At 67.2% G+C, this 24754-nt stretch carries 5 protein-coding genes; 4 read left to right on the top strand and 1 reads right to left on the bottom strand.

Annotated features, from left to right (window positions below):
• Positions 1-11: 11 nt before the first annotated feature.
• The gene (locus ACQPXH_RS29560; protein WP_433599734.1) at positions 12-1622 is read right to left on the bottom strand and encodes a hypothetical protein; all 1611 of its coding nucleotides are present in this window, start codon (positions 1620-1622) and stop codon (positions 12-14) included.
• Positions 1623-2010: 388 nt separating this feature from the next.
• Between ACQPXH_RS29560 and ACQPXH_RS29555 the strand changes: the two genes are divergently transcribed.
• The 4 genes from ACQPXH_RS29555 to ACQPXH_RS29540 all read left to right on the top strand — a co-directional run bounded on the left by ACQPXH_RS29555 (position 2011) and on the right by ACQPXH_RS29540 (position 24722).
• Positions 2011-2922: a cupin-like domain-containing protein gene (locus tag ACQPXH_RS29555; protein WP_433599733.1), complete on the top strand. Its 912-nt coding sequence runs from the start codon at positions 2011-2013 to the stop codon at positions 2920-2922.
• Positions 2923-3072: 150 nt separating this feature from the next.
• Entirely contained in the window at positions 3073-3387 is a 315-nt protein-coding gene (locus ACQPXH_RS29550; protein WP_433599732.1) for a hypothetical protein, read from the top strand.
• A 10-nt stretch (positions 3388-3397) separates the two neighbouring features.
• The gene (locus ACQPXH_RS29545) at positions 3398-3913 is read left to right on the top strand and encodes a YbaB/EbfC family nucleoid-associated protein (RefSeq protein WP_433599731.1); all 516 of its coding nucleotides are present in this window, start codon (positions 3398-3400) and stop codon (positions 3911-3913) included.
• 16 nt (positions 3914-3929) lie between these two features.
• Positions 3930-24722, top strand: coding sequence for a hypothetical protein (locus ACQPXH_RS29540; RefSeq protein ID WP_433599730.1), 20793 nt, complete (start codon positions 3930-3932; stop codon positions 24720-24722).
• Positions 24723-24754: the final 32 nt, after the last annotated feature.

The raw sequence follows: 24754 nt of genomic DNA, 5'->3' as shown, positions 1-24754 counted from the left end.
GCCGGCCGCCCTCAGGTCTCGTCGGTGTCGTCCGGCGTCTCGACTTCGGCAATCGGGCGTGCCTCTTCGGTGTGTGATGACGCCAGATCACGCAAGCTCGCCGGGTCGCTCGCGAGGTCATTCGTCGGAACCGGATCCATCGACGGGATCGGCGTATCACGCACTGCCAGAAAGGTATCGAGGAGGGCGAGTGCGTCGGGCGTGAGGCCGGGACCGGCGCACGACAGTTCGTCCTGCAGGATTTCCAATCCGGATGCCGCCTCGATGCCGGGCGATGTGGGATCGACCCGCCGCCATTGCACCGCGACCGTCCAGGACGGGTCCCCACCGACCCACGCCCAGATGACATCGCGAACGACCTTGTGCCGCAGGGTGTATACGCGAAAGTGCTCCGACGCGGATCCCGCCCGGTGCTCGATTTCATAGACCCATTCGTGGCGGCGCGTGCGGATGTAGGTCTCATCCGCGCGTGCGACGACCAGGAACGGGTCATCGGGGTCGGCGGCGGCGACCACGACGTCCTCGAGCAGTGCGGGGGTGAGGTAGGGCAGTGACCGGCCGTCACCGACGGTCACGCGGACATCGATGTGGCCGCGGGGGTCGTAGAGGTGGCCCGTCTCGACGTCCAGCACGGCGAGGTCGCGGTCCTTGGTGAGTTTCAGTACGGCCAGCAGGTGCCTGCCCCGGTTCGGCCCCCAGGTGCGCAATACCGCTCCGCGCGAATCAGCGACGGCGGCAACGAATCCGACTGCGCCGCCGTTGCGGTCGATCTCGGCGATGAGGTCGTCGACGGCGGGTGGGGCCGCACTGCCCTCCGGGGCGGTGCACATGTGCCGGTACTGCTCCATCGCATCGAGTGCGGTATCGACCGCATCGGCGGGCACCACCGCGAACTCGCAGGTCACCGCCAGGCTGGTCAGTAATGCCTCGAATTCCGGGGTCGGGCGCACCTCGACGCTGTTATCGGGATCGATCTCGGTGATGGCGGCAAGGCCGATTTCCCCGTCCCGCCACCAGTAGACCGCCGGACTGATCGGCTGCGGTTCGCTGCGGTAGGTGTTGGCGGCGACCTTGCCCAGCAGAATCATCGCGGTCAGCGCATTCGGCCCGACAATGGGATGCGTATAGACGTTGCCTTCGTGCGAGATGACGAAAAGTGCTCCGTACGTGCCGATCACCGGATAGTCGCCGAGCCATTTCGAGTGGGCACTCGCGGACTCCGACCCGCTCAGAACGGCGAAATGCGCATCGTTGTAGTTGCGCCATTCGATCGCCAGGCGGTCGGCGGCACGAGTGTTCGCCTCGGCCAGTTCGAAGAGCTCGTTGGTGTCGATCTGCCAGTGGGCGAGCTGGTCGCAAGTGACGATCTCGGCGGTGCGGAGTTGCTCGATCACCACCACCTGGATGATGCCCGGCGCGACGTAGTGCCCGACAATGTCGATACCCGCGATGGTGTCCGACGACGCGAACCGTGTCTTGAGAAATCCACGCACTGTTGTGAATTCGTCGGTATCGAGCGGATCGGTGTAATCCAGATCGACTCGCGCCAGGAACGTCTCGACATGATCCGCGATGAGCGCGGGCCACTGATCGAATGGCTTCGCATTCAGCCTGCGCCGCAAGTTGTCAAGCCACAGAAAATGTGGTCCATCCCCACGCGGGCCCATCAACTGCACCTCGTCGGGTTCAGTTGCCCGGCACGAATACCCCATATGTTCAGCCGCCACGGTCACCAGCGAAAGCAATGGGTCCGAAGGCAAGTCGGCCACGACATCTCCTGAAATCGGCGTCTCCTCGACCCTAGGCGTTCCGGCCGGCACCGGCTGTTGCCGTCTGTGGGAGGTCCGACTGCTCGGTCCGAGAGTTGCGTCCCCATCTTCCCAGCAGTGGGCACGGTTCGGGCGGTAAACTCGAGGATGTCGATAGGGTCGGGATCGCGGCGCGGTGGTGGTTGCTTCGAGCAACCGAAAGTCAAAGCAGTGCACCAATTCTCTTAGAAGACACGGGGATATGACTAAGGGTTACGATGAGAGGCCGGTCACGCTGGCTCCTATTTTCCTAGCCAGTTTCGTACTCTGGGCCGGGCGAAGTGTTCGCGATGTACTGAATCGGTCGACGGGTGGGCAGCAAGGGCTGGTCGTACCCGATCGGGATTTCCAACTCGAGGCCGTATTCGATAAACGGACTCCGGCCGTATTCCGCGGTGTCGCAAGAACTTGGCCGGTATTCGAAGATTTTCAGCCGGAAGCGCTGCGCGAGAAATACGGCGACAAGAAGGTCGCCGCGCTGACCAGTGCGACCAACGTGTTCACACAGGAGACGTCGCCGGTCGAGGTGCTCGAATACCGCGATGTCATGGCAGCTGTTTTCGACGAGCAGAAGCCGGGCAAGAACTACTACTCGCGTGCCGCCGCGAACCCGCAGCCGCTCGCCGAGCAGTTGCCCGCGCGCGTCGGCACCCGGCAGCAGAGCCCGGCGGCGAGCAGTGTGTGGATCGGCCAACAGGGCAATCTGACTCCGCTGCACAATGATCCATGGCACGGCCTGCTGATTCAGCTGCACGGCCGCAAGCGGGTCCGGCTGTTCCCGCCGAATGAGTACCGCAATGTTTACGGCCGGATTCCGATGAAGGTTTCCGACCCCTACACCGGACTCCCCGACGAGTTCGACCCGGATGTGAGCAGCTTCGAGAAGTTGCAGGACGCGTCCTGCTACGACGTGGTTCTCGAGACCGGCGACATCCTCTACATCCCGATGTTCTGGTGGCACCAGGTCGAATCCGTGGATCCGGCCATTTCGTATGTCGCGCGGTACAACCCGAGCTACTTCGAGTTCATGAAGGCGGCCTTCTTCCCGATGGCGGTGCGCGGTGTGCTGCGCATTGTCGACGGCATCATGGGCAGGTTCCGCAAGCCGAAGTGACCGCGAACCGCGGTCGGTGGGCGCTGTAACTGGCGCGGCACTTGCCGTTCATGTTCGAGCTACTGGTGAGTCGCCGAGCGCTGTCATCGTCGAATCAGAGGATCCGATGGCGATGGGTGCGGGGGACCGCTGGAGCTCGAGGAGTACGCGATGTCGGACAAGTTGAGGCACGACGCGGATCTGTTCGAGAAGGCCGCGGAGCGGACCAGCGCCGTTCGGGATCGAGTGAACGGCGTGCTGAGCACGTTGGACGCTGCGCTCGCCGGCCGTGGTGCGCCGTGGGGGAACGACAAACTGGGACGCCAGTTCGCCGACGGGCCAGACGGATACAAGGTCGCGCGCGCGCAGATGACCGGGAATATCGAGACCACGGCGACGAATTTCGACAACTTCTACACCGGTCAGACCAAGACCGCCAAGGAACTGCGGCGGATGGACCAGTCCAACGGCGACGGCTTCCGGTGAGTTGTGGCCGATGACGAACGAATTCGCCAAGGCCGAGATGGCGGCGGTGCTCGATGAAGTCCAGCAACAGTTTCGGGCGATCGCGCAGGTGCAGCAACAGCGTGCCGAACTGACCGCGAGCGCTACCGTGCGCAAGCGGATCACCGTCACCGTCAACGCCGACGGCACCATTATCGAAACCAAATTCGGTTCCGGCATAGACGAATTGAGCTATGGCGAGATCGCGAAGGCGGTGACCGAGGCGGCGCAGAAGGCGACCGCCGAGGTGATGCGCAAGGCGCAGGAGCTGATGACGCCCCTGCACGACCGTCGTGCGCGACTGCCCAAACTATCGGATCTGATCGAGGGCATGCCCGACCTGAGCGCCGAAATGCCGAAGGCGCCAAAGGTTTCGCTTGCGCCGCCTGATTCCGAAGAGCGCCAACCGGTTTCCGACGATGACGGCGCGCCGATGGAATTCAGCAATGTCGAGGTCGTCTCGCGTCAATCGGCCACGGACCGTGGAGTCACCGATTCCAGCTGGTGACCGAGGGTGAGCGCAGATGGCTGAGCTGCCGGGTTATCTCAAATGGCTGGAATGGGTCGCCGGATCCGACTGGCCTGCGGGCGATCCCGATGGCATGTGGGGGCTGGCCGATGACTGGCGCACTGCGGCCGCCGGACTGCGCGACATTCTGCCCGATATCCGTGATGCGAAAACGGCGTCGCTGAAGGCATATCAGGACGGCGACGGCATCGAGGCGATCATCGCCAACTTCGACAGTTATCTCGAAGGTCCGCAATCACTCGAGATGCTGGCCCGCGATTTCGAGAAGTTGGCCGATTCGGCGACCAGCGTCGGCACCGAAATCGAATACGGCCAGCTCATGCTGATCACCTCCCTCGCGCTGCTCGCGGCCGAGATCGCGATCGCATGGATCTTTCCGCCGACCGCGCCCGCGGAGGAGGCGCTGGCGATTGCCGGAACACGGGTGGCCATCCGGATAATCGCCAAGCGGATCATGGACAAGATCGTCGAGATCGTGGCCAAATTCCTCGGGCGTCGACTGGCGAATTTCCTGGTCCGGCACATCGCCATCGACACGGTTCTCGGCACCGTCCAGGACTGGGGAATTCAGCAGTACCAGGTGAATTCGGGACATCGCAAAGAGGTCAACTGGGAGCAGGTCGCCATCACCGCGATCAGCTCCGCGGTTGGCGCCGGTGCCGCGAGCCCGATCGGCGAGCGTCTCGGCGAGAAGTTCGCCGAGACCGAGATGAAGGCCTGGCTGCGTGGACTGCTCACCGGCGCGACGGCGGGCACAGTGGGTGCCATCGCCGGATTCGGCGGCAGCGTCGGCGCGCAGTTCGCGTTCACCTGGGCGAAGTCCGGACCCGAAGGTGGCTGGGACAAGGCCGTCGACGGTCTGAAGAAGACCGAATTCGACCTGCGCATGTTGACGGCGGGCGCCTCGAACGGCGCGATGTCCGGTGCGAATCGAGCGGCGGCCGAGCAGTTCTATCACAATCGGCATCCGGATTGGTACCGGCCGAACGGTACGCGAGTCAACCCGGATGATCTGTCCCGCATTGGTTTTCGCCCCGATGCCGGGCCGGCTGGTGATGCTGCCGACGCCGGTGGGCGTGCGGTCGCTGGTTCGGGAACCGGGCAGACCGGCGAGGGTGCGCCGAATGCGGGGCATACGGGGGAGCCTGTTGCCGGTCGTAGCGGTGGGGACGGTGCGGCGGATGGTTCGACAGCGCATGCCATGGACGACGGGTCGGGGGCTGATGGCTCGTCGAATAGTCGTGGTGCGGGCGATGGTTCGGTGCAGGCGCATGGTGCTGATGACGGTATGTCGAAGGCGGGGGCCTCCGGCGATGGTTCTACTGCGCGTGCTGGTGGTGACGGTGCGACCGCCCACGCGGGTGGTGACGGTTCGACAGCGCATGCCGGTGATGATGGTGCGACCGCCCACGCCGGTGATGGCGGTTCGACAGCGCGTGCCGGTGATGATGGTGCGACAGCGCGTGCCGGTGATGATGGTGCGACCGCGCATGCGGGGGATGACAGTTCCTCGACTGTGCGCGCCGACGCGGATGGTTCCACAGCCGCGCAGCGCATCGGCGATGAAACGGCTGATGGTGGAGTCGACCGGTCGACCCGGAATTCGGAGGTGGGAACCGGATCGGACGGTGCCGTCCGGGCCGCAGGAGAAGCCGCGGTTAATTCGGATCCCTCTGCGGTACGGGCGAATTCGAATGCCGAGTCCAACGGTGCCGGTGACCGTACGGGGTCGGCCGATCACGCGAGGGCGTCGGCGCGCGAGGGGCAGAGCCGCCTCGATGCCGGTACCCGGGCCTCCCTGACCCCTGCGGGCGTGGAACACACTTCGAACACGAACGCCGAGGGTTCGCACATCTTCGGCGACAATGTGGCCGCGCAAGCAGGTGCCGCCGCAGCATCGACCTCACTCCAAACCGGCACTGCTCCTACACATCCCGGAAGCGCGCCACCGCACGCCGCACCCGACGCACGCACCGGCGCAACACCATCCACACCGCGCACAACCTCAACCACCGACATGCGCCCCGGCGCAACCTCCAACACCGAAACCGCACGCGAACAGACCCACCCACAACCGACCGCCGAACCCCGCACTACAGAACCACGTTCCGCAACTCCGTCCGCCGATACCCGCACCACCACCGACGGACGCCCCGGCCCGGACCGATTCCGCACCGGCACCGGCGACACGTCCTCCGAATCCGAATCCCGCCGCACCACACCCGAAATCCGCGCGAGCGCAGACCAATCAACACCCCACCACCCCACCGCCGAACCAATAGCAGGCCCACAGGCAGCACCAGCCCCCAGCCACGCCGAGACCAACGCCGACGGCAATGCCACCGTCCGCCGCCTCAACAGCGACACCGCTGCACCCCCGGACAGTGCCGGTGCTGTGCGGCTCAATGGGGATGCCGTTGGGCGCTCCGATAGTGACGGTGTCGTGCCCCTTGTCGGCGACAGTGCCATGCACCCCGACGATGACGGCGTGGCACGTTCGGACAACCACGGCGCGGTGCACCCCGACAGCACCAATGTGCTGCGGCCGGAGGGCGAGAGTCCGGTGCTGCCCGACCGCGAGGGCGGTGTTCTGTCGGCGAGCGACGGTGCCGCGCGGGCCGACGGTGGCGGTGCCGCCCGCCCCGAGGGTGACGGCCCCGGGCGTACAGGTGCCGTGCGTGCCCAGGCTGACGCCGCAGTGCGGCCTGATGATGCAGAGCGCGTGGAGCCCGAGGGTGACAGTGCGGTGCGGCCTGACGGCGGCGATGTTTCGCGACCTCACGGGGAAGGTGCCGTACGGCCGGACGGCGACCGCGCCGCGCTGCGCGATGGTGATAGCGCTCCGCAGCACGAAGGTGGTGACGTGGTTCGCCCCGACGGCGATGGTGCTCTGCGTCGCGAGGCGGACAGCGTTGTGCGGCATGAGGGTGACGGTGCTGCGCGGAATGGGAGCAATAGCCCGGATGGTGACCGTGTCGTTCGGCCTGAGGGTGACGGTGTGGCGCGCGCCGAGGGGAACCGTGTGGTGCGGGCAGAGGGTGACACCGTTGCGCGGCCGAACGATGCTGCGGGGCGCGAGGGTGAGGGTGCCGTGCGCGCCGACAACGAGCGTGTGGTGCGCTCCGAAGCGTCCGACGTCCGACATGCGACGGACGCGACGGCGCGGGATGACGGGGCGCATCGGGGTGTGGACATCGAGCCTGCCAAGTCGCATCGTGCCGATGATTCGGTGCGGCGGGAGGAGGTCGAGGCGCGGCGGGAGGCGGCGCGGCAGCGGGCTGAATCTCTTGATCCTGCAGTGGCATTCGTGCCACAGCCGGTGGCCGAGCCGCATACGCATCGGAACACGGGGGATGCGCCTGCGGATAGGTCGCGGGATGGGGCGGATTTCCAGCAGGGACAAGGGGGCGATGAGCCTCGGATTCCGGAGCGGAATCGTGGCCGGTGCGCGGAGTTGTCGCTGCGGTTGATCAAGGCGCTCACCGGGAGTTCGGCGATCAGGTTGCCGGAGCGGGTGATCGGGCTGGACGGGATGACGGCCGCGGAGGTGCAGACGGCCGCGGGTGGGCAGTTGCGTTCGTATGAGGGTCATGAAGAGATCGCGCGGCTGTTGCTTTCCATGCCGGAGGGGTCTTCGGCGCTGGTTGTCGATGAATACAGCGGTGCGGTCGACAGTTACAACGTCGGCGCGCACGCCTATGTGCTGGTGCACGAGAACGGTGGGATCGTGGTGCGCGATCCGGCGGCGGGCCGAGTGGAGGGGTTCCCGCCGACGGTGCCGCGCGAACTCCGCGGCACGTACGCCATCGCCTTCGACCCGGCCGGAAATCCGTTGCACCCGCCCGGCTCCGAGCATCCACTTGCCACCGATCTGGGTGCCCGCATCGGCCGCTCACTCGATGCGCAGCCCGATCAGGTCCGTGAACTGTTGCGCCATACCGAGACCGGGCGGCGGATCGCAGCGAGCTTCGACGACAGTCCCGTTCGCGAGGGATTCGAGCCGTCCGCGGGTGACGGCCGAGCCGGTGAATTCCGGCGACGCGAATTGACCGCAGTCGCCTTCACCTCGGGTGCCGATCATGTCCAGCAGGCGCTCACTCTGGCTCACGAATCCGTGCACGCCGAACGGTACGTCCAGGGCCGAACCGCTGACGTCCGGGGGATGGCACGCGACGAATTCGTGCGCACCATGGTCGACGAGGAGGCTGCGGCAACGGGCCGACGCTTCCAATTGGCCCAGGAATTCCGGGATCTCGGCCACGACATCGCCGTGCACCCGCTCGAGGAGACCTACACCGCCGCCCATGACCGCGCCGCCGCCGATCTGTCGGAAAGCGATTCGTCGCTCACCCCGGCCGAGGTCCGCCAGGCGGCACATGAGGTCGCCGTCGATGCGCTACGCCAGGAAATCGCCATCCACGAGTGGCAAAACGGCAAGAACTACACCGATTACTACGGCGACGCCTGGGATCGCGTGCATGCGGCCAGTGCCGAACTCCCGTCGGGCGCGCGCATGCACGACACCCCTGCGGATATCGCCGAAAGCCTGCGTACTGCGGCGCTTGACCGCGAGTCGGCCTTCCGCGACCTGCGCGACACCTCGGAAGAACTCGCCAAGCGCGCGACCGCCCTCGGCCTCGATCCGACCCTCGCCAGACAGCCGCTGCAACGCCAGATCACCGACCGCCTGCAGCGCATCACGAATGAACTTGCCGGACCTGTTGTTCGGTCCGAGCGGCAGGCCGAACTGCGTACCGAACAACACGATCTGCGCATTCTCGCCGACCTGGCCGACCAGCGTCAGCATGCCCAGGCGACCTACGACCACCGCGCCGACCAGGTGGCGAATGCGGCGATCGAAGACGTTCTCACCCAACACGTACGTGAGAACCCGAACGCGCGGATGCTCAACGAACACATCGCGCATATCCCCGGAGAGCCCGACCGACTGGTCGTCGCGTCGGGCACCGACGACCACCAGCGCGTCCTGCGCGATGCGCGGCAGCACCCGGAAATCCGCGAACTGCTCGACCGGCCCGGGGTCGTGCGCGAGCACCTGAACGTCGACGCCGACCAAGTCGGCCGCATCAGGGTCGAGTCCATCGACGAGCCGTCACCCAACCAATTCGATCGCGCCGCCGATCTCACCCCACTGGACCGTGCGGGTCAGGCGGCCCAGGAACGTATCGCCCGGATTCGAGAACAGTTGCGGGAGAGCGAAGTCGGCCGCTGGGCTGACGAGGTGCTCACCCGCCACGACGTCGATATCGTGCACGAGTCCGGCGCCGACGACCGCTACTACCCGAGCCGCCGCACCCTCGCCCTGGACGTCGGCGCCTCCGATGCGGCACAGATGGCCGCGCTGGTGCACGGCGCCATCCACGTCGATTTGGCACATACCCGTGAGACTCCCGGTGGTGCGCAGGAACGCATGCGCCTGCCGCGTGAGGAATACATCACGCGCATGCTCGACGAGGAAGCCCGGGCGCACGCGCTGGAAATCGTTGCGGCGAAACAACTCAGGGCCGCCGGACACGATCTCGCGGAAACCCCGCTGGAGCGCGCCTATACCGCGGCCTACGACGAAGCCCGAGCCCGAGCGCACGAAGAGAATCCGCAAGCGCCCGCGGCCGAACTCGATCGAATCGCCAATGATGCGGGCCTGGACGCCATTCGCCCCGAGGTGTCTCGACATCGTCCCGAGCATTCGACCGAAACCCATGCCGAGTTCTACGGCCACGCGTGGGATGACGCGCACGGCATCCGCTCGTTCGACGATATCGTCCGCTCCGCGATCGCTTCCGGTGAGCGTTCGGTCACGGTGCTCAGCGAGGGGTCCTCGGTACATGCCGCCAGGAAGGTGGAGTTGGTCACCTTCAACGATGGCACCGAACTGATCCGCAAGACCGTCATGAATCCGCGCCACGCCGTCGCCGAGCGGTTGGCGTCGCTGCTCGGCCGCACTATCGGTGCGAATGTGCCCGAGGTGTTCCACGCCAAATCCAATGTCGTGTATGTGGAGAAGTTGGCGGGACATGTTGCGGCCGAACGTCATCCGCAGTTCATCGATGTGCACGAGCTCGGTTACGCCGATACCGTCGCGGGCCGTGCGCTCGGTCTGCTGGACGCGCTGATCCGGATTCCGGACCGCGACGGACAGGGCTGGATGATCGGCCCGGCGGGTGAGGTGCTCGGTATCGACCACAGTCGTGGTTTCGAGGAAAGCGAAGCCGCGCGAAATGCGTTGAGCCCGTTCGCCGAACACTTCCTGCGTCGCAACGGTGACAGCATCGAGGTCATCGACCACCATCTGCCCCGCGCGGTGGTCGACGCGATCACCGAACGTGTCGCCGCGTTGCGCCCGGAGTTCGACAAGCACGGTCGCGGCCAGTGGCACGACACGGTGATGGCACGTCTGGCCGAAATCCGTGCGCACGCCTCCGATCTGCCGTCCGAACACGGCGATATCGCAGTGCGGCCCGAGGATTCGAGCAGGCACGACGAGGATTTCGACGACCGCCCGAATGCCTACACCAACCGGTACGGCGGGGACAACCAGCACGGCATCCACGGTCGCGTCGACGCGGACGGCGTACTGCGCGCGACGGTGCGTGTCGGTGACGGCACGCCGACCGGGCGAGAAATGTTCCGGGACATGATGCGTGAGCTCGGACATCAGGTGACCGAGATCCGTGCCGAGTGGAATGCCGACGACCGGGTCCGGGACAACCTCGACACCTTCAATGCCGGTGTGCAGGAGCTGTACCTGACTCCGGAAGAGGCGGCGCGCAACACCTTCACCGGCAAACTGGCTGTCGAACTCGGCTTCACCGAGGTGAGCTTCGACCACGATGCGATGCGCGGCCGGCCGGGCGAATACGAGAAGGTCGTAGCGCATTTCAGCAGGCCGGAGACCTCGGTCCGACCCGAAGCGACGGGCGACGGATCGGATTCGCCGGAGTTCCGGCCGGCCGACGGTCCCGAGCCGGACGCGGGGGCCTGGCAGGTCCGGCCGCGAGATATGACCGGTGGTCCGGTGTGGGAACTGCTGGGGCGCAGCGAAACCGGACGCGAAGCGGCCGAGGCACTGCGGGCCGCCGGTGCCGCGGTGCGCTTCGAAGGTGGTCGGCCGGATTCGTTCAACGGCCGGACCATGGACGTGTCCGTCGACACCCATGACCGCGGCCAGCCCGCCCAGGCGGAGGCGCTGGTACGTGCGGCGGTACTCGCGGATGTCGTGCTGTCCGGTCGGGTCGAGGTGGATCCGTCCCGTATCCGCGCCACCGATCGCGCGGATTATGTCGACGCACAGTTGCGCACGGAAGCGGAGGTGCTCGGCAGGCAGGCCGAGTTGCGCCGTGAACTTGGCGCGGCCGGATATCCGGAACCGGCCCCGACCACGCACGATGTTGCGGATTCGGCCTACACCCGCGCGTTGCACGCGCAGTATCTGACTGCCCGCGACGCGGCCGTGGCCGCCGCGGATCCGGGCCTGGGCGAGCACGAACTGCGCCGAATCGGCCGCGAGGCGGGCATCGAGGCGCTGCTGTCCGGCGATATGTTCGACTCGCCGTTGTATCCGAGCGAGGGCGCGAGTCTGCGGGATATCCACGGCGGTACCTGGGATGCCCATCAGCATCCGGATGGAATGCACGAGCCGTCCTCCCCGGAATCGGCGCGGGAACTGCGGCGCTTGGTCCGCGAACATGCGGCGCTCACCCGGGAACTGCGTGCGGTCGAGGGCGATTGGGATCGTGCCGTCCGACGGTTCGGCGCCTTCGACCCCGAAACCCACCGCGGCGACCGGGAGCTTTTCGAGCGCGGTCGGCAGGCGGTGGCGGACGACAGAATCAGGCCAGTGGGCGCACGGAATTCCGAGCGCCCCGCGCAGGTGCGAGCGCTGGTCGAGGCGACCCGTCGACATGCCGAGGTGGAGGCGCGGCATAACCATCTGCTCGATGAGATCGCGGCACGAGTCGGTCAGGACGCGCTCGGTCCGGAAGTCTCCGAGCAGCATTGGGTCGATGACCGCGTCGCGGTGCTGCCGGGTGAACCACTGCGAGTGATCGTGGTCGATGCTCGCGGTGATCATGCCGCGATATCGCGCGCGGCGGCGGATCGAGGCAGCGATCTGCATCGCGCCATCCGCTACGGCGATGCCGTCGCGGAACGGGTCCGGGTCAGCGTCGACGATTCCGGTGCCGTCCACGTGCGCCGGGAGCCGGTGGATCTGCGCGCGGCCTGGGTCGACGCTGCGGCGGATGTGCGTGCGGAGGTAGACCACCTGGTGGCACCGCGAACGCCGGACGAACCCGCCGCGGCATTGCCGGAACAGTCGATAGTCGACACCGCTCAGGTGGCGTCGGACCGGCTGCAGCGCATACTCAGGGGCAACGAACTCGGACGGTGGGCGGCCGAAGTACTGGCCGGGCATGGAGTCGAGATCCGCTTCGGCCTCGACGTGGATTCCAGCCGCCACGACGGCAGACAGCAGCGCGGCGTCGATGCCGGATACGACCCGGCCTCGAATACCGTGCTGCTCGGCCTGACCGATGCACCGTCCCAGCATGCGGCGGAAGCGATTCGGGCGGCATATCTGGCCGAACAGCTCGGCGACGGTCCGCTCGAGCGATTCACCCTCGGGCGCGACGAATACGTCGATCTGATGCTGGATCGGGAGGCGGTCGCGCAGGCAAGAGCCTTCGAATTCGATAGATGGCGCCAGTTCGGTACGGAAGCGTCACCGGCTCCGGAAACCTTGCTGTCCAAGGCATATGAGGACGCCTTCAAACGGGCGGAGCAGCAAGCTTTGCGGGCTTACCGCGACAACCGTGAGGTCGCGGACAGCATGATCGATGCGGCCGCACACCATGCCGCCGTCCGTGAAGTGCGAAATCGGTTGGTGGAGTCGGGCCCGCGCGTCGACGGTAATGACCTCGCCGCGTTCTATCGGGCCCAGTGGGACAGCGCGCACGGAATCACCCGCGCACCCGGCGAGGGGCCGCCGGCGCGCCACACCGACAGCCCGGCGATCCGGGATCAGCGCAGTCGTCAGTACGCGGTGGAAATCGAATCCCTTCGGCTACTGCGTGATTCGGGCCGTTTCGTGCCGGTCGGTCCGGCCGAACGTGCCTACGCCGACGCATACGATCGCGCCTATCGGCGTGCGGAGCGTGCTGCGGCTCGCTCGAATGATCCGGCGATCCGGCCGGAGCAGGCGGGTTACGAAGCCGGTCGCGAAGCGCTGCGCAAGTACATCGACAAGGTCGGTCTGGAACCAGCCGAGGTCGCCTTCGATGTCGCACGGCATGCGGGCGACAACGTCGACGACTATCGCCCGTGGTCCGATACGACCGAGCCCGAAGCCGGGCATCCGGCCGATCAGGACGCGTCGCCGCGCCGGATAAGCGCGGAAGACGCCGCGGACCGCATCAATCGCTTCTTCGATGATGAACTGGCACGGGATCCGGGTGGGACTCGGCTCACCGACCGGGTCGCCCAGTTTCCTGGTCACCAGCCGGTGGGTCGTGGACGTCTGGTGGTGGCGGCGCCCGCGGGCGAGCACATGGACGCGCTGCGCGAACTGGCCGCGACGCGTCCGGAATACACCAATGTGCTGTGGGACGACACGCACCGAATCGAATACCTGGAAGTGGGACAGCGTCCCGACGGCTCGCTGTCGGCCGATTGGATCTATGCCGGTATCGCCGAGGGGCCCTACCGTCTCCCGAGCGCAGACGAGCGGGCCACCGAAATGCTTGCGCATTACCTGCGCTACCGTGCCGCCGGACAGACGGCTCTCGGCTTCGATGTCTGGATGCGCCAGCTCGGCCCGGATGCTTTCGATACCGGCGATAGCACTTCCTCGAGCCGCAAGGGCAAACTTCGTGCGGGCTTCATGTCACGCGGTTACGAACTCGCCGAGGCGGATCCGTCGATCGGCGAGCCGCATCCGGCTGAGGTGGCACGCCGACTGCGGACACGGCAGGTGGCCATGCCGGAATACAACGATGCCGCAGCCGATTCCGCGCGAGAACGCAGCTGGCCGCAGTTCCTCCGAACCGAGGTGAAGACGCGGGCGTGGGACTTCGGGGTCATGCTGCAGTCCGATGGCAACGGCGGGTGGCGGGTGGCGCCGCCCATCGGAGACCGCAGTGCGAGCGATGTGGTGGCCAGGCAGTTCCAGGGCATGTCCGATACCGACTCGGGGCGGCTCGGGGAACGCATCAGTCGTATCCTGCTCGATGGCTCGGCCGATCTCAACGACCACAGTGCGCCGAAGGGCCTGCTGCGCAGGATTACCGACCGACTGTCGTTCGGAAACCGCTCGGACCAGGGCTACTCCGCGCCGCGGCCGATCGATCGACCACGGCCCGAAGACGATTCGTTCGACGCACCGGAGTTCCCACCGGCGCATCCGGACGATGGCGCAGAGCAGCGACAGGCCCAGCAGCAGCGACAAGACGTGCTGGATCGGCTGGCGGCCGAGAATGCGGCGGCGGTGCGCGAGCGCGACGAGGCGAGGGCCGCAGGCGATCCGGAGCGAATCGCGCAAGCCGAGGAGCGGGTCGCACGGCTCGACGAGGCGATGGCGATCGCACTGCAGCGCGACGCGTTGTTGCGGGCCGGCGCGATTCCGGTCACCGATCGGGTCGGTGTGGTGCCGGGTGAGCCGGCGCGCGTATTCGTGGTCGGCTGGGGCGACGGAGATCCGGTTCGCGTGCTGGACGATGCGGCCGATCGACATCCGCAGCTCGCGGAGTTGCGCGCCGAACCCGGTACGGTCGTGCGCGAGTTGCGGATCGGTGCGCAAGGCGAGACACGAGTGCTGCGCGTCGATGATCCGGCGGCGCGGCAAGAAGTCGAGCCGCCCGCCGAGGCCGGTGGCGGCGGTAAGAAGCCGCCGTCGGAGCCTCCCGTCCCCGCCGGAATGCCCGAAAATCCGGGTCACTCACGAAATGAGAACTCCGGCAACGGATCCGAGGAGGCGGCTCCGTCGAATCCGCACGAGCCGCGCCGCGTCGTCATGGATTCGGACTGGAAGCGGCAGATGGATGCCGAACAGGCCGAGTGGAATGCGCGCATGCGTGCGGAACTCGATGAGTGGGTCGCCAAGATGAGGGAGGGCGAGGATTCGGCGGATCCACGGTCGCGGATCGATGATGTGTTGGCGCGTGAGTCGGCCGCCGCGGAAGCGGAGTTCAGGCGTCGTGATGAGGAGGCCGAGGCTGAGCACGAGGAGTTGATGGATCGCCTCGATGAGGTGGCGCGCGGACTGGACGGAATTGCGGACGAGCCGGAAGGTGCTGCGGCGGAGCGAGATTCGGCGGATCCACGGTCGCGTATCGACGATGTGTTGGCGCGTGAGTCGGCCGCCGCGGAAGCGGAGTTCAGGCGTCGTGATGAGGAAGCTGAGGCCGAGCATCAGGAGTTGATGGATCATCTGGACGCGCTGTCCCGTCGCCTCGACGAGCGGTTCGGAGAACTCGATGACCCGCAAACCGCTGTGCCAGAGGCCGATCCGCCGTCGCGGATCGAAGCGGCATTGGCGCGTGAGCAGGCTGCTGCCGATGAGGAATTCCGGCGTCGCGATGAGGAAGCCGAGGCCGAGCACCAGGAGTTGATGGATCACCTCGATGAGGTGGCGCATCGACTCGAGCAGGCGGCCGACGAATTCCGACAGGAGGAAGAGCGCGGCGGGGATAACCGGCATGATGACCCGTCTGCCGCGCCGACGTCGGAGCCGGAGGAAGCGTCGGGTCGGAACCAGGGTGAGGAAGAGCGGGGCGGGGATAGCCGGCGTGATGACCCGCCTGCCGCGCCGACGTCGGAGCCGGAGGAAGCGTCGGGTCGCAACCAGGATGGTGAACAGGGCAGCGCGGATAACCGGTGGGTTGCCACGGAACCAGCCGGAAGCTCGGAGCCAGGAGCCGAAGCCCGGACCGGAACGCAGCATGAGGAGGCGGTGCGGGCGCATGCGGATGCGGTCGCGCGGCGGGATGCGCTGGCGGCCCGGATCGCTGAGCTGGCCGATCGACTTCCGGCACAGGAGGATGCGGATGCGTGGACGCCGCGCCGAATTCGGGCGACGGTTGCCGAATTCGCGGGGCGGCGATTGCTTTCGGACGCGGATCGTGCAGTTGTCGCCGAATTGGAGCGGCTCGCACCGGAATTCGCACGAGTGGATGCCGAGGTCGGCGAACTCGCCGCAAGCATCGGACTGGTCGACGAGTACGACCGGCTGCTGCAGGAGCGACGAGATCTGGTGCGCGAGCGCGAGTTCGTCCGCGCCAAGGCCAATGAGCGCGCCGCCAATTTGGGTCTGGACGATTCGACCGAATGGGTGCGTCGGGACCCGGATGCGCGCGACGAGGCGATTCAAGCACTGCATGCCCACGCACGGACCGATGTCGTCGACGTCCTCGGTGGTCTCGAGGAGGCGAACCGACAGGTGCGCAGCCCGGTCGAGCCCGGCGAGCAGGGACGGCGCGAAGAGGCGCTGCGCAAACTCATTGCGGCGACCGAGGACTTCGAATCGCTCGATGATCAGGTCCGCCGCGTGGATCAGCGGCTGTCCGAGCTGGAGGACCAGGGCGTCGCACGGCACCGCCCGCCGTCGGAGGAGGGTGCTGCCGAGATCGATCGGATGGCACGGGAGCGGGCGGATCAGCTCAGGCAGATCAAGCCCCGGCGGGCCATGCGCGACGATCTGGCCGTCCGGCTCGGTGTCGTCGATGCGTCGGGCGATCCGGATGAGGCTGCGCTGCAACCGGATCGGCTGCGCAGAACGATCGACAACCTGCGATTCGATGTGGAAGAGGAGGTGCTCGATGGCGCGATGTCTCCGGATGAGGCAGAGGCTCGCCATCGTGAGATCGACGGACTCTTCCAGGCCGCCGACGATGTCAACCAGGCGCACAATCGGATCGGCCGACTCCAGGACGAGATGGCCGGAGCCGCGGGCGTATGGCGGCAGCAGGTCGAAGCCGAGGGCGGCCGGATGGTCACCGACCGGGTCGGCATCGTGGAGGGCGAGCGCCCCCGCATCATCGTGTACGGTCCGCGTCCCGATCCGACGGCACCGCGCGCGGATCACGATCGGGCCCTCGCCGATGCGCTGCGCCGTGATCCCGCGGTCGCCCAGGCGATGGTGCGTCCGGAAACTCGCGTGGAATACCGCCGGGTGCTCGCGGATCGCGAGGGCAACACTCGGACGCTGCGAATGCCGCCACCCGAGATCCGACGACTGAGCACCGGCTGGCACAACGGTAGACGCATGGCTATGACGTCGTGGGTCGACGCCGAAGGCATTGTGCACCATGTCGATCCGACCCGCCCGGATTGGGTCGGCAATCGCGATGCCGGGACCGTGCCGAAGAAGTTCACGCCCAAGGATCCGCCGGACGGTGTCAGCGGCTGGGCCATGGAGGATGTCGTCAACGACATCACGCTGCCGACCGATCACGTGCCGCCAGGTGAGATCGCGGAGAGCACGCTGCCGGTCAACATGCCGCAGGCGCCGTCACGCTATGACACCTCGTCCGTGCCGCCGGGCACACCGATCTTCGAACAGCATTGGGGCGGTGACGCTTACAACATCACCCGGCTGATTCTGATGGCGGCGCAGACGCCGAAGCATCCGGCGGTGAAGGCATGGATCCAGGCGCATCCGGAGATCGGCGAGTGGGTGCAGGCCCGGCCGTGGCTGCAGAAGATTCCGCCGTTCGGCACCGTCTTCCGCAACTATGAGTGGTTCGCGGGACCGGAGCGCAATATTCAGCCCATGCATCGACCGTGGGATCCGGCCGAGCACGGCAATCCCGCGGATCGGGTGGATATTTCCGACGGGCTGCAACGGGAATGGGATCGCGATGTCGCGAACTGGCGTCGCGTGCAGGACTGGGCCGATGCCGAGTACGAGCGATTCCTGGCCGATGACAGCGATATCGATCGGATCGTGGACGGGCTCGACGCCCACCGCCGTGCCCAGCAGGTGGCTGCGGCGCGGGATGTGGTCGCGACCGTGCAGGACAGGCTGGTTACCGCCGATCGCGGTATCGATCCGACCCGCGATGTCGATGCGCAGTTGCTGCGGATGCAGGACGAAAACGACCGTGTCGCGGACGATTTGGCGAATCGATTCGCGGCCGATGATCCGGACGCGGTGCGCGACACCATCGCCGATATTCGCGAGCTCTTGCGCGCGGGCGCGGATCCGGACGCCATTGCCCAGATCCTGGCCCAGCACATGCGCCACGATGTACCGGATTTCACGCGCGCCGAAATAGCGCAGATCAAGAACCACCTGATGGTCGATGAGCATCTGGTGCGCGACTACAGCGATCCCAATGGCGCGTATGTCCGTCGCCCGATGGACCGCCTCGCCGATGTCGCCGAGGCATGGAACCGGTTGATGGCTGGCGAACCGCTGTCCCAGGACCTCGTCCTGCTGCAGGATGCGCGCGCCGAATCCGACTTCCTGCGCGCCAATCCCGGTGCCACCTGGCGCGCCGCCAACACCCACGCCATCGGTCTCGGCTTCCACTGGGACGCGGACCGCCCGCCGCTCACCGACTGGCGTGCGGGCATTCCCTACGCCGTCGACGTCGTCGCGCCTGATCCGTCCTGGTCGCCGCCCGACCAGCACTCCGGCCCCGAGCTGCCACCCCCGCCGGACGCGCCGCAGTTGGGTGTCGGCGAGGAGTCGTCGGCCAGACGGCGGGATTCGACGTCGGAGGTGCAGGAGGAGGCGAGCGGGCGGCGCGGTGGTGAGCCCGGGGACGTGCGGGTTCGGCCACTCGGTGGGCAGGAGGGAGCGGGGCCGTCGGGTGCGCCGGAGGCCGGTGGTGCTGGGGGATCGCAGCATCCGCCGCAGGAGCCGCCCGGTCCGGGACAACCGGAATCGGGTTCGGGCGGTTGGCCGCAGGATGGACCCTCGCGGGAGCACGAGCCTGTCACGCCGGAATTGCGTGATGCGCTGCCCGGGTTAGCCGCGCGGATTGCGGAGACGGCGGCTGCCCGCCAGGCCATGGAACCGGGCATAGCCGAAGGTGCGAGGCGGCTCGGAGTCAACCCCGACGGTTTGAGTCCGCATGAAATACAGAGTGCCGTCAATGATTTGGTGAGTGCGGCAGAGGATCAGGCTGCCGAGATACGGGATCGTGAAAACGTCCCCCGCCATGAGATGGTGCAGCATTTCGCGGATCTCCGGGCCGCCGAGCAACAAGCCGCCCAGGTCAGGGATGCGGCCAGTGCATATCAGGCCGAGCTGCGCCGCTACATCCACGCGATGGGCGAGGAGAACGTGGCCCGGCAGCGCGCCGCCGTGCTCGCGTCTCGCGATGTGCTGGCCGGGGAACAGGCGCATATGGTCGCCGAGGGCGTCGGAATCGCACCTGATGGGCAGCGCGTGGTTGTCGCGTCGCCGTCGTCGGCACCCGAGCAGGTCATGCCCGCCGAACTCCGCCGACAGTTGGCCGATCAGGGCGTCCAGATCGACTATCTGCACGTCGTGGTCGACGAATCCGGAGTCGTCACCGTCACCCCGATCCGCCCGCCCGGCGACGGAGCGGTACCGGCCCGGCCGACAGGTCCGCCGGAGACACCGGGTTCGGGGTCCGCAGCGCCACCGGAACGCGTTGCGGCACAGTCGGATCCGATGCAGGCATCGACCGAGACGCCACGCACCGATACGCATGGTTCCGATCCGATGCGATCCAGGCCGCAGGGTTCCGCTGCGGACGGTTCGGATCCGACACGATCAGCGCCCAAGGCTCGGGCCGGTGCGAATGGTTCAGATCCAGGGCGATCGGCGCTCGAAACACGGGGAACCGATCCGGGTGGTTCGGATCCGATGCGATCCAGGGCACAGGGTTCCGCTGCGGACGGTTCGGATCCCACGCGCTCCACGCTCGAACCAGGAGACGCTGACGGCTCGGAGCCGGATCCCGGAACCGCGCCCGGCACTGCGCCCGATTCGGACGCGCTGACCCCCGAGGTCCGGGCCGAACTCGAGCGGCTGCGTGCGGAGCGTGCCGTGGCCGTCGCCGATCGCGAGGAAATGCGCGATCTTCGCCGACTTCGCGCCGAAGGACTACCGGTCGATGTCGAGCAGGGGCTGCGACCGGGCCTGCCACTGGAGACGACCCTCGAAGAGCTGCGCAACCAGACCATGCTGGTGCATGAACAGGCCGAGCGGCATGCGCGGATCGACGCACTCGAGCGCGCAGCCGACGAATTCAACCGTGTCGATGCCGAAGTGGCGCGGCTGGACGAGGCGATCGCGACGCTGGAACTGTCCGGAACACCGGAGGCCGTGCACGCCGAATTGGTGCGGGAACGTGCCGCAATGGCGGCCGAATGCGAGTTCTGGCGGGCCAAGCGCAATGACCGCGCCGAACGCTTCGACATTCCCGATCCCGATCACGCCCTGAACCAGGACAACCTGGAGCCGACCGTGCGGCAGCTCAGCGGCGATATCGTCGGCACCAGGGACATTGCGGGCACCGGCGACGAAACATCGAGGCCGGAACCGGAATTGGTGGGCTCGGCCGAACGCACCCAGCGCGAAAACAACATCTTCAAGCTGCAAGACGCGGCGGAGCGCTTCAACGAAGCCGATTCCGCCCTCGCCGAACTGGATCGGCGTATTGCCGCACTTGAGGGCGCGGATGTCATTGCACACCAGCCGCTCTCGGCAGAGACACGCGCCGAGCTCGACCGGCTCGGTGCCGAACGCGCCACCGAAGTGCTCGCCAGTAAGCCATGGCGCGGGATGTGCGACGACCTAGCAGACCGTCTCGGCGTGAACCGAGACGCATTGGGCCCCGCGGAGATCGACCAGACCCTGCGCGATGCGGCGAACCGTCTCGCGCCGACCGAGGAGAACACCAGGCAACTGCAACTGCTGCGTGCGGCCGCCGACCGAGTCAACCAGGCGGACAACAGGATCGGGCGCATCCAGGATCAGATGGCCGAACTGGCCGGAGCGTGTCGCGACGTCTTCGCCGCCGAGGGTGCCAGGCCGATCACGGATCGCGTCGGCCTCGTCGAGGGCGAACATCCGCGGATCATCGTGGTGGCCCCGCGCGGCACATTGGAGCATCCGCGCGCCGGCCACGATGCGGCACTCACCGATGCGATCCGACGCAATTCCGCGGTGGCACAGGCGATGACAAGACCTGAGACGCGAATCGAATACCGCGTGATCGTCGCCGAGCGCGAGGTGCCGGTGCGCATCGAGAAACTCGCACCACCGCTTCGCGACTATCTCACCGCGGGCTGGCGCGAAGGCTCGCCCGGAATCCATCTCACCCGGTGGCAGGACGCCAATGGTGACTGGCATCCGGTCAATCCGACCCGCCCGGACTGGACGACAAACCGTCAAAGTTCCAGGGTGCCGAAAGCATTCGAGCCGCGCGTACTTCCGGAAGGCGTCAGTGGTTGGGCGGTCGATCCGTTCCAGTCGTCCATTGTCGACCCGTTCCTGGATCCGCCACCCGGTGCGATCGATGAGGAATTGCTGCCGCGGATTCCCGGGATGGACCCACTCGATCCGGGTGTGCCGACCTTCGAGCCGCCGATGGCGGGCGTGTTCTACAACACCATGCGCATCATCCTCGAATCGGCGAAGCTGTCCGGATTCACCTGGTACAGCGATAAGGACCATCCGGGCCGTATCAGTCCGGGATTCAAGGGACATCCCTACTTCCGTCCGCGCGCGGCCGATGTGCAGCCGATGGCACGTGAATGGGATCCGCAGGATCGGGTGCCCGATCGCGGCGAGTTGTCGGAGGAATACAAACAGCGCCAACGTGATCAGGAAGCGGCGTGGGCGCGGGTGCAGGACTGGGCCGACACCGAATACCAGCGGTTCCGCGCCGACGACAGCGATATCTACAGCATTGTCGATCACCTTGCCGCACATCCGGATGCGGAAGGTGCGGCAGATGCCGTTCGGGCCGCGGAGATCGTCGATCAGATCGCCCGCAGACTCGACAGCTCCGGCGACCTCGACCCGATCGTCGACGCGCTCACCGGCCATCTGCGGGACGAACAGCCCGGTGACGCAAGACGATTGGTCGACAATGTTTGTGACCAGCTCGGCAACCTGGGTGCCGGTCGCGCCGAATTGACCAGGTTGGTCGCCGACCGACTCGACAACTCGACACCCGCCTTCACCCGCGCCGAGATCCAGCAGATCAAGAACCACCTCATGCGCGATCCGCATCTGGTGCACGACCCGAACGACGGCATCCTCCGTCGTCGTCCACTCGACGCCGTCGCCGATGTCGCCGAGGCCTGGAACCGCCTGATCGCGGGCACCCCACTGCCACAAGACATCCTGCTCCTGCAAGACGCCCTCGCCGAATCGAACTACTTGCGGCACAACCCGATCGGTGCCTGGCACGACGCCAATCAACACGCCATCCGCATCGGCTTCGACTGGAACGCCAACCGCCCACCCCGCACCGACTGGCGCACCAAAATCCCCTACGCCCCACCCCGAGTAGACCACCAACCCCAACTCCCCCCACCCGCACTCCCGAACCCCGACGCCCCCCTCGCCCTCCCCCCGACCCCAACCAACGAACTCCCACAGCGAGCACCGGCCGAGACTCCACCTTCCTCCTCCGAGAGCATCGCGCCTGCGCCGACAACGGAAGTGCCTGCGGTTAAGGAGTTGTCTGCGGGGCAGGCGCGGCACGGGCGTGCGGGCGATGGGGAGTCGTCTGACAGTGGCAGGGAGCGTGGCCGTGCGGATGATGAGTCGTCCGATGGGACAACGCGTCCCGAGCGTGGAAGTGGTGGTGCGTCGCACGACGGTGGGGTGGGTCGTGGCCGTGCGGATGATGAGTCGTCCGATGGGACAACGCGTCCCGAGCGTGGAAGTGGTGGTGCGTCGCACGACGGTGCGGTGGGTCGTGGCCGTGCGGATGATGAGTCGTCCGATGGGACAACGCGTCCCGAGCGTGGAAGTGGTGGTGCGTCGCACGACGGTGCGGTGGGTCGTGGCCGTGCGGATGATGAGTCGTCCGATGGGACAACGCGTCCCGAGCGTGGAAGTGGTGGTGCGTCGCACGACGGTGCGGTGGGTCGTGGCCGTGCCGATGATGAATCATCCGACGAGACAACGCATCCTGAGCGCAGCGGTGGCGGCGAGTCTTCTGATGAGCGGGCGCGGCACGGGCGTGCTGGTGAGGGGGAGTCGTCCGGCGGTGCCTCGCGTGATCGCGCGGGCGATGGGGAGTCGGCCGGGGAGGGCGGGAGTCATGGGCGGGACGGGGGTTCGGGTGACGGTGGGGCTCGGTCGGATCGGGGTGGCGGCCAGGAGCCGCCGGACGGGCGGTCGGATTCGGGTGATTCGGAGCCGTCGCCGCTGCCCGGCTCGGTGCTGCGCTCCCATATCCCGCATCCGCCGAGGCTGAACCACGAGTACGAGATGCCCGACACGCCCAGCAGGGCACCGTTCGATCCGACGTGGCCGCTGCCGAAGCACCCGCCGGAACCCCCGAAGCCGCCGCACCCACCAACGCCGCCGCACCCACCGAAGCCTCCGGTGCCACCGAAGCCTCCGGTGCCACCGAAGCCGCCTGTGCCGCCGCATGAGCCGAAGCCTCCGGTGCCACCGAAGCCGCCTGTGCCGCCGCATGAGCCGAAGCCTCCGGTGCCACCGAAGCCGCCTGTGCCGCCGCATGAGCCGAAGCCTCCGGTGCCACCGAAGCCGCCTGTGCCGCCGCATGAGCCGAAGCCTCCGGTGCCACCGAAGCCGCCTGTGCCGCCGCATGAGCCGAAGCCTCCGGTGCCACCGAAGCCGCCTGTGCCGCCGCATGAGCCGAAGCCTCCGGTCCCTCCGAAGCCCCCGCTTCCACCTACACCACCGCTTCCACCTACCCCTCCGGTGCCGCCGACCACGCCGGTGCCACCGACCACGCCGGTGCCACCGACGATGCCGGTGCCGGTCCTGCCGCCGACGCCGGAGCCTTCGGTGCCACCGATGATGCCGGTGCCGCCTGTCCTACCGACCGCGCCGGAACCCCCGGTGCCACCGACGACGCCCGAACCCCCGCAACCCCTACCGTTCCCACCCCACGACCCGACGACGCTCCCGCACGACCGGGTACACCCACCGTCATCAGGCCGCCCGTCGGAACCCCCGTTAAGCCCGGGTACACCCGTACCTTCGGAGCCACCCGGCCGGGCCTACTCCGTTGCCCCACAATCTCCCGGCTGGCTCGAGGCATCCCACGAGCCGATTAATCCAGTTGCACCGCAACAAGACCCGACAACTCAATCAACTCCACCGCCGATGACACCGCCGCCCGTCGGCGCACCACCACCCACCCGCAACCGCCAAGGTTCCGGCGGCCACCGCAACCGCCCATCCCAGAACGGCAACAGCGGAACCCTTTTCGTCCGACCTTTCTCCGGCTTCGGCGTGCCCGCACACTTCGACCCCGAAACCGGCGCACTCCAAGCCGTCGGCGGCGGAATCGGCCCGCAACTCGGCGTATACGGCGATCTCGGTGACACACCGATCGTCTTCTACCGTGACCGCTCCGGCCTCGCCCTACGCATCGGCGACAACACCATCAACCTCGACACCCCCCTTGTCGCAATCGAATGGGAACCTGTCGAGAACCGCCGAACCCGCTTCGCTGTCACCGCCTCCGGCACCGTGGTATGCCAACTCCTATACCGCTCGCTCCCACCCGAACTCGACCTGGGCCGCCTGATCCACGACGTCTGCGCCACCCCCACCCGCCGCACCCAAATCTTCACCCGCTGATCCACACGCACCGGGTCGACCGCCGTTTCTCC

The sequence above is a fragment of the Nocardia sp. CA-135953 genome, from assembly GCF_050955735.1.
In the GTDB taxonomy this organism is placed as follows: domain Bacteria; phylum Actinomycetota; class Actinomycetes; order Mycobacteriales; family Mycobacteriaceae; genus Nocardia.
The sequence above is the reverse complement of the archived record's forward strand: the minus strand, read 5'-3'. Positions and strand labels throughout refer to the sequence as shown.

Bases quoted from the DNA above. Each gene is read 5' to 3' on its own strand.
- ACQPXH_RS29555 (WP_433599733.1), top strand. From the start codon at position 2,011: ATGACTAAGGGTTACGATGAGAGGCCGGTCACGCTGGCTCCTATTTTC.
- ACQPXH_RS29550 (WP_433599732.1), top strand. From the start codon at position 3,073: ATGTCGGACAAGTTGAGGCACGACGCGGATCTGTTCGAGAAGGCCGCG.
- ACQPXH_RS29545 (WP_433599731.1), top strand. From the start codon at position 3,398: ATGACGAACGAATTCGCCAAGGCCGAGATGGCGGCGGTGCTCGATGAA.
- ACQPXH_RS29540 (WP_433599730.1), top strand. From the start codon at position 3,930: ATGGCTGAGCTGCCGGGTTATCTCAAATGGCTGGAATGGGTCGCCGGA.